Here is a 7,860-nt window from a genome sequence, read left to right on the forward strand (position 1 = left end):
AACTTTATAAGGAATAGTTATGAGTACAATTTTTAATTTCAAAAATTTCATCACCTTGGCGGCTGCGGCATCGCTTTCTGGTGTTGTGGGGTGTTCTTCGCAAGAAGAAATAACTTTACCCGGTTCATCCAGAGCTGAAATTAAAGATGGTAAGCTAATCGATCCTCGCGATGGCAATGAATATGGAGTCGCCAAGATTGGCGATCTCTTTTGGATGACTGAAAATCTGCGTTATGCGGATTCTACGGCTATGCCAAGTCTCAAGGAGAACACCTGGTGCCATCAGGATGATAAAAACTGTTCCAAGTATGGCCGCCTGTATTCCTGGACTGCCGCTATGAATCTTGGAAAAGAGTACTTAACGGTTCCTTTGTTTGCCGCTTATACAGAAACCCAGGGCGTTTGTCCTGATGGCTGGCGTGTTCCGAATACGACGGAATGGGAAAGAATGCTTGCCTATGTGGATTCTAATAATGGTGGTGAAGGGAATGGCACTAGCCTAAAATCCGTTGATGGTTGGGATAAAGCGGATAGCGTCAATACTCCGGCAAACCGTTTTGGCTTTAATGGTAAGGCATCCGGGCGTCGCAATAACGATGGTGAAACTTTTATGAGCGTTGGCAAATATGCCTTTTTCTGGTCCGCGTCAGAAAAGGATGAAGGAACGGCCTATGGCTGGCATTTACGCCATGATATGAATGAGTTCTTGCCTGGCAATTTCTACAAGGATCATGGAATGTCTGTGCGCTGTGTTACCGATTTGAGATCCGTTGATTATTCAGGTGCTTTGGATTCTTCGTATCTTGAAAAGATTCCGCATGATTACGGCACTTTGAAAATAGAAGGTAAAACATACAGGACGACGACAGCTTTTGGCGTTACATGGATGGCTGATAACATGAACTTGGATGTAAAGGGCAGCCATTGCTATAACGATGAAAAGGCAAAATGTGAAGAATACGGTCGTCTTTATACGCTTGAGGCTGCGAAGTCTATTTGCCCAGAAGGTTGGCGCTTGCCGAAACGCTCCGATTATCATGCTTTAGTCCGCAAGGCCGGATCCGCTTCTGCATTACGCTCGGTTGACGGATGGAATGCCAAGGCTTCTAAGGGACTTAATTTCTGGGGCTTTGATGCAAAGCCTGCTGGCGGCAAGGATGGTGGAGATTATTTTGATCTCAAGTCGAGCGCGTATTTCTGGATCGACAATGAATCGGATAATGTCGCTAATGCTTTGTGGATCAATTATTATGAAAGTGCCCCCACGGTCATTGAACGCCCTGCAACAAGCGAGTTTTCTGTTCGTTGCGTCAAAGAGGAATAATTAAAAATAGAATTAGGAATTAAAAAACGAGTCCTTGCGGACCCGTTTTTTTGCATTAATGTAACAGCGTTATGGTTTGAATGGCGGAATATAATCATCGCCATCGTTACTGCGACTATGCGGTTCCATATACACCCTCCTTTTCCTTTTTGATGCTTCAAATATATTTAGTCATGGGGCTTTTTCTATGTGAACAATATCACGGTGTGAGGATGTTCACTTTATCGATTCTTTGAAAATTTCAAAAAAATGGCAAAAAGCAAATTTTTTTGTGATTTGCGTTAAAAAATGGTTTATTTTTCTCTTTATGGAGAAAATAAATTTATCAGAATGGACGATGTTTAGCAATCGTCATAATTCCGAGAACTTCAATAGTCCGGATGGCAAGTGGATGCTGAAATTAGGCTTTCCGGGTTTTTGCTCGACAAAGGAGGAATTGCTCCGCGAGCAGGATATTTGCCGGAAGGTTGTTTCGCTTGGAATTCCGACGCCACGAGTTGGCGACATTGTCGAACAGGATGGTCGTCTGGGGCTGATTTATGAGCGCATCGATGGCAAGCGTTCTATTTCGAAATGCGTGGGCGAAGATCCTGAACGGCTTGAGGAATATATCAAAATCTTTGCGGACAACTGCAAAAAATTGCATTCGACATCATGTGCTCCAGGGGCTTTTCAGGATGCTGAAGAAAAATATTCTCGACTGCTGGATTCCTCGAAAATGATTGTTGGAGACGTTGCTGAATATGTTCGGCAGCTGATAAAAGATACGCCAAAGGTCTTGCGTTGCCTTCATGGGGATTTGCAGACGGGCAATTTAATTATTAATGATAATGGGGCATATTTTATTGATCTTGGCGAATTTGCATGTGGCAATCCACTTTATGATTTAGGTTGTTATTACTATTTCTGTCATTATTTGCCAGATGATTTTTTATTGGCGGCGCATTATATGGATGCGGCGACCATGCGCAAATGTTGGATCGCATTTGCAAAGTATTACTTTGGTGCGGATAGTCCTGAAATTTTATCTTTGGTTGATGCTCGCGTCAAGCCGTATGTGCTGTTCCCGATTCTCGACTTTGAGCATCTGCTTGCTGAAAGCGAAAATTTAAAATACCTGGAAATGAATTTCCAGGTAGCTAAAAAAGACTTGGGATTGTAAGCGATTTTATTCGTTAATTCCATAGAGCCGGTTGTGGGCGAGGCAATCGGCCAATTTTTTGTATTCCGTGACGAACGCCTCGTGGGCGGGGGCATCGCCGAGTGCTCTGTAGAGGGCGCTGGAGAGCGTTCCTCGTTCGAGCATTTTTTCCATGAAGCTTTGCGAGACTTCGGTGAGGTCGTTTTTCACGACGCTGTAGATGTGCTTCCAAATATCGCCGGCGGTAATCGGGGCGCTGTTGGCTGCGCTCATGGAAGCGTCCGCAACATTCATGCCAAATACACTGAGGTATTCTAGCCAGTCGATGGTCGCGTTTTCGGCATCCTTTGTGGTCTTGGCGAGGAGTTCTGCAAGGCGCGTCGTATCGAAGTTGCGCAAGAATTCGCGGTATTCCTTGAGCGTGTGTGAAGTGCTCGCAAACTTGCCGTTCACAATGGCCTTGAGTGTCGCGATTTCAAGCTCGACGATGGCGATGTCGGCGTTCGGGCATTCCTGAATATCGACGAGGCGGATTTCGATTGCTCCGCGATCAAAACGGGCTATGGCACCACGGCTGTTCAAGAAGAAATGATTCAGCAAGTGTTCGGTATCGTACGGGGCGATAGCCTTCTTCACCTTGTCAAAAATCATCTTGTTGTATTCATCGTAGCTGTATGCCTGTTCCGGGATGACTTGCCCCGTGATTTCAGGAACTTTGTCCTGGTTGTGGCGGTAAACTTCGATGCGGGCATCACGATAGCCGGTGTACTTGCCGTCGAGATACGGGCTGCTTGCGGCAATGGCGGGAATGAGTGGCAACAGCAAACGAATCGCTGCATGGAGTTCGCCAAATTCTTCGTCACCGTCAAAAGAAAGGTTCAGGTGCGTACTTTGGAGGTTTGCCCAGCCGTGGCCTTTGCAGTTGAAAATGCGGTCGTAAGTCTGGTAAATGTCGAGGCAATCGTATGGCCAGAGTTGCATTTCTGCCGGATCCATGAACGGATGGCAGGCACTCGGCAAAAGCATGGCGTTGATCTTTTCGAGCTTCTTGTTTGCGCGGCGAATCTCGTGGAAGAATCGCTTGCCAAGCCCGTCAAATGTGGACTTGGGGTGTGCGCACTTGAATTCCAGCACGTGGCTCACGAGTTCGTTCGAAAGTCCGATATCATCGTATTCCACATCGGAGAGTTGATTGCCGTCTTTGTCTTTTCCAAGCGGGACATCGGCGCGAGGCAGCACGTTGAGCGTGTCGCGATCGACAATCATGAATTCCATTTCGACGCCGAAGCGTTCCCAAAGTTTGTAGTTAGTCATTAGTAGTTAGTCAATAGTTATTTGTTATAGGGATAGGCGCTTTATAAAAACATATCTCTTTCGTGTTGCAGGACCTTTTGCTGAGCTGCGTTTTGGCGGTCTTCAATGCGGTGGCGCAGGCTTCTCATCACGGCGAGATAAATCTTCTTTTTGCCGACAAGATCTTCGATGCCGTGGTCAATGCTCGGGTTATCATTCACTTCGATCACGACCGGATGACCGTTGATTTCCTTGAGGTCAACACCGTAAAGACCATTACCGATAAGGCTTGCGACACGGAGAGCCGTTTTCACGATGCCGTGCGGTACGCTTTCGATCGGGAGGCAATCCCACTTACCGCAAGTTTCATTCTTGTTTTTGCTGTCCCAGTTGTAAATCTGCCAGTGGTTCTTTGCCATGTAATATTTGCAGGCGTAGAGCGGCTTGCCGTCGAGAATGCCGATTCTCCAGTCGAAATCCGTGGGCGTAAATTCCTGTGCGATGAGCAAGTCGCTGTGTTCGAACATCGAGTCGAGAATCTTTTCGAGTTCTTCCTTGTTGTTCGCCTTTTTGACACCCATGCTGAAGCTCGAATCCGGGGTCTTGATGACCATGGGGAAGCCGAGTTCCTTTGCAAGCGTGTGGCGGTTTTCGCTGTGGGCGATAATCGTCTTGGGGGCGGGAATCTTGCCGACAGTCATCAGTTCTTGTAGATAAACTTTATTCGAACAACGCAAGATGCTGTCGGGGTCGTCGATGACGGCGATGCCTTCGCTCTGGGCACGGCGTGCAAATGCATACGTGTGGTGGTTGACGTTTGTCGTTTCGCGAATGAAGATGGCGTCAAATTCACCGACGCGGTGGTAGTCCGTCTTGGTGATCATTTCCACGCGGAAACCCGTTTCTTGAGCAGCTTCGATAAAGAGCTGGATGGCTTCCTTATTGCTCGGCGGTTCCACTTCTTCGGGGTTCGTTAAAATGCCGAGATCGTAAACGTATTCTTCGGTCTTAGGCGACACAAAGCGCTCTTTCTGGAAGTATTCAATGGCGAACTGATCGACCATGTCCTTGTGCGTCTCAGGAATTTCGTCAACGCTAATCGGGCGGATGGACTGGATGAACCATTTTTGCTTGAACACGAACTTGGCGCGAAGCAGCGGAGCCTGGAAAAGGCGATAAAGCGCTTGCGATAGTTCCAGGTATTGCGGACTCACGTTCTGCCCAAAGTAAATAGAAAGTATAAATTCCGTACCCGTCAATTTGCGGAGACTCTTCTGGATCAGCTCGTCGATATCGTCGCTGATGATTTTCACGACCGCAGGTGCCTTGAAGTCGCGGATGTTCTTGACGTTCGGGATGACCTTGTGACCACGCGCTTCGGCAAGCAGGCTTACATAATAGCCCTTGCTCTGGTAGCTGTAGTCCTTGCACAAGTTGAAAACGCGAACGTTTTTCTGTGTTGTAAATTCGGGATTAGTAAGGTAGTCTTTTGCCGAGACGATTTCGGCTTCGGGAATGTGGAACTTCCAATTCTTTGGCGTGTTCACGACAATTATTTTTTTCATAATGTTTGCACGTGTGGCGTCTTCATGGCGAAGTTGCGTCGTGCGTGCCAAAAACCTCTTTGCTTTTTGACGCTATAAAGATAGCTCAATATTTCAAGAATTGTAAAGCGAGGTGGGGAAAAGGGTAAAAGAAAACGGGCTGGAAATGTCCAGACCGTTTAAGAATGTATAAAATATTTCTTAGTATCACAAATTTGCTTTTATTGCGAGAACTTCGGATTCAGGGAGCTTGGAAATTCGCATAACTTTTTCCACTGAATCGCCATCCGCAAGCATGGCTGCTGCCATTTCACGAAGCCCTTCGGCTCGACCTTCAGCGCGTCCTTCGGCGCGTCCTTCAGCTCGTCCTTCAGCGCGTCCTTCGGCGCGTCCTTCAGCTCGACCTTCGGCTCTTCCTTGAACTCTTCCTTCTGCACGTCCTTCTTCGAGGCCTTCTTTACGGGCGTGTTTCTTTTCAACGTAGAGTTCGTACTTGTGGTCGCTCATTTTCATAGCCTCGCTAACAAGAAATTCCTCTGTAAATATACTCAATTTGGCTTTTTCCTGCAATAGAGCGAATGGTGAGCCTTCGGGAACGGTTACGGACGTTTCATTGTTTAATCCGTCAATTACGCGGAGCCATTGTGCGATTCGGCTGTTGTCGGTGGCGAAGTTCCCTTTTAAAAATTTGGGAATTTCAACGAGCGTAATGGTTTGCTTGTCGTAGAATTCTTCGTTTTCCTGATTTTTGAGGCGAATACAGTGTCTGTAATTAGGTGAATTCGGGAATCCGTCAAACATTTGGAGGCTGATAAGGTTCAGATTCTGCAAAGCGTAGTCTTCACCTTTAATGCGGCTTGCTATAGTGTGTTTTGCCGTGTAAAGAACTAAACGACCGTTGTACGAATCGTCTTCGACATGTTGCACTTCAAGTACAATTCGGTCAAGCCGCTGATCGGTAGCCACGATGTCCGAGGTGATGCTCTTGCCGAAAGCGTCGGGGAGAGCGGGATTGATGTAGGCAAGGTTGTTGATGCAGTCGCTTCCGATGAGGCCAAGAACCGCATTGAGAAAATCAATGGTGATTTTTTCATTCTCTGGACTCCCGAAAAGAATTTTAAACACATTGTCATTGTAGATGTACATGAACTTATAGCGTTCATTGTATTTAGCGATGCAAGCGGCAGTGTCGCCACCTGCTTTGTGTGTTTCGCTAACGTCCTTGAGCATTGCTGCATATTGTTCTCTAGTCATAGATCTCCAATTCCGTCAAATGGCGGAAGAATGTGTACGTCAAAAACGTACACTTTGGGTGTATTGTTGTTGATTGATCATTTAAAGCCGATACACTTCAGTGCTATCGGGATATGTATCGCAGCGTATTCCGCATGGGTCTTCCAAGGCAGGGGTGGTCCAAGCCACCGCTTCCGTCAATACCGGACCTACAACTGCGAGAAGGAATGTTCCCGCTCGTGGATGCGTACGCCTCTGTCAGCGGGCCTTTCTCGTCGTATAATGGAAAAAACTAATTAAAAAACAACGTGTTGTAGGGCGTGTTGCGGACGATAAAACACTAAAAATACACATTTTCAACGTGAAAAAATGTATCTTATTTTATATGCGTATGCGAATTTGTCTTTTATTTGTTTTGCTGTTGAATGTTATTGTTTTTGCAAATGACTGTAACATTTATCCGTTACCTGCTTTTACCGATTCTCCTGAAAAACAGACTTTGGCAAATGTTAGAGATTCTTTATTATCTGCTTTGCAGGAACAGGATTCGAGTGAAGTTTTTCGATTTGTAAAAGTGTTGGAAAATTCTGGTTATGATGAACGTGCGTTGGACAATTATGAGTTGTTGCAGATTTATCTTATGATGAATCAGTATGATTCTGCTTTAGTCACGCTGGTAAATGAGCATTTCCGTTATATTAATGAAAGTTATGATAATGAATTCGGTTACTGTAGTAATAAAGCGCCATATTCTGCTTTTGATGATGAATTGATGGCTTATGCTAATAGAACAATGCATTTGATAACAGAAGCAGACTTTCAAAAACAGCTAGACCGGATATCAGATGGAACGGCTAATCAAGAATATAAGGATTTTACCATTTTATTAAAGGTCATCTTGAAAAATACAAGGTTTAACTATGTTTCTAAACGTAGTGATTATTATGCAGGTCTTCCGCCTGATAGAGATTCTTTTCAATATGCTCGTTTTAGTGGTGGAAGTTATACCAAAGAAGATTTTGATAACTCTCATATTTTTGATTCATTGATAGAGAAACTGATTGCTTTTAAAAATAAATATCCTGAATCAGAATTTAATCCATGGATTATGAAGCAAGTGAAGCTAAAAAAAGATGACCGTGAAAGAGATTTGAGAAGGCGACATTATTATTATGAATTTTTCTATACAGGTGGCATCGGTGGAGAATATTTTATCAGTACATCAAATTCCAGTTTTGAATTGAATGTTGTGCTTCAATATAAGCGTTTTATTTTAACGGCTAATTATGGGCAGGATGATGATTTCCTGTATGGTTGGAATGTCT

6 protein-coding genes are annotated in these 7,860 nt (G+C 45.1%); 3 read left to right on the forward strand and 3 right to left on the reverse strand.

All coding sequences use genetic code 11. The annotated features are described in order from the left end of the window. Positions 1-19: 19 nt before the first annotated feature. Positions 20-1,324 (forward strand): FISUMP domain-containing protein, encoded by a 1,305-nt coding sequence (locus tag ACJMM9_RS03255; RefSeq protein WP_405323819.1) that lies wholly within the window; start codon positions 20-22, stop codon positions 1,322-1,324. Positions 1,325-1,556: 232 nt separating this feature from the next. Continuing rightward, the gene (locus tag ACJMM9_RS03260; protein WP_405323820.1) at positions 1,557-2,486 is read left to right on the forward strand and encodes a TIGR02172 family protein; all 930 of its coding nucleotides are present in this window, start codon (positions 1,557-1,559) and stop codon (positions 2,484-2,486) included. Between the two features lie 6 nt (positions 2,487-2,492). Here ACJMM9_RS03260 and ACJMM9_RS03265 read toward each other — a convergent pair whose 3' ends face one another. The 3 genes from ACJMM9_RS03265 to ACJMM9_RS03275 form a co-directional block, all read right to left on the reverse strand. Beyond that, positions 2,493-3,779 (reverse strand): glutamate-cysteine ligase family protein, encoded by a 1,287-nt coding sequence (locus tag ACJMM9_RS03265; protein WP_405323821.1) that lies wholly within the window; start codon positions 3,777-3,779, stop codon positions 2,493-2,495. A gap of 41 nt (positions 3,780-3,820) precedes the next feature. Next, positions 3,821-5,323 (reverse strand): RimK family protein, encoded by a 1,503-nt coding sequence (locus tag ACJMM9_RS03270; protein ID WP_405323823.1) that lies wholly within the window; start codon positions 5,321-5,323, stop codon positions 3,821-3,823. A 186-nt stretch (positions 5,324-5,509) separates the two neighbouring features. After that, a complete protein-coding gene (locus tag ACJMM9_RS03275) occupies positions 5,510-6,556 on the reverse strand; it encodes an Rpn family recombination-promoting nuclease/putative transposase (RefSeq protein ID WP_405323824.1) in 1,047 nt (348 codons plus the stop codon). A gap of 370 nt (positions 6,557-6,926) precedes the next feature. On the opposite strand from ACJMM9_RS03275, the gene ACJMM9_RS03280 reads away from it, so the two are divergent. Beyond that, on the forward strand, positions 6,927-7,860 hold a 934-nt coding region (locus ACJMM9_RS03280), incomplete at its 3' end, for a hypothetical protein (protein WP_405323826.1).

Origin of the sequence: Fibrobacter sp. (genome assembly GCF_045112255.1) — a bacterium.
Taxonomy (GTDB): Bacteria; Fibrobacterota; Fibrobacteria; order Fibrobacterales; family Fibrobacteraceae; genus Fibrobacter.

Bases quoted from the DNA above. Each gene is read 5' to 3' on its own strand.
- ACJMM9_RS03255 (WP_405323819.1), top strand. From the start codon at position 20: ATGAGTACAATTTTTAATTTCAAAAATTTCATCACCTTGGCGGCTGCG.
- ACJMM9_RS03265 (WP_405323821.1), bottom strand. From the start codon at position 3,779: ATGACTAACTACAAACTTTGGGAACGCTTCGGCGTCGAAATGGAATTC.
- ACJMM9_RS03275 (WP_405323824.1), bottom strand. From the start codon at position 6,556: ATGACTAGAGAACAATATGCAGCAATGCTCAAGGACGTTAGCGAAACA.
- ACJMM9_RS03270 (WP_405323823.1), bottom strand. From the start codon at position 5,323: ATGAAAAAAATAATTGTCGTGAACACGCCAAAGAATTGGAAGTTCCAC.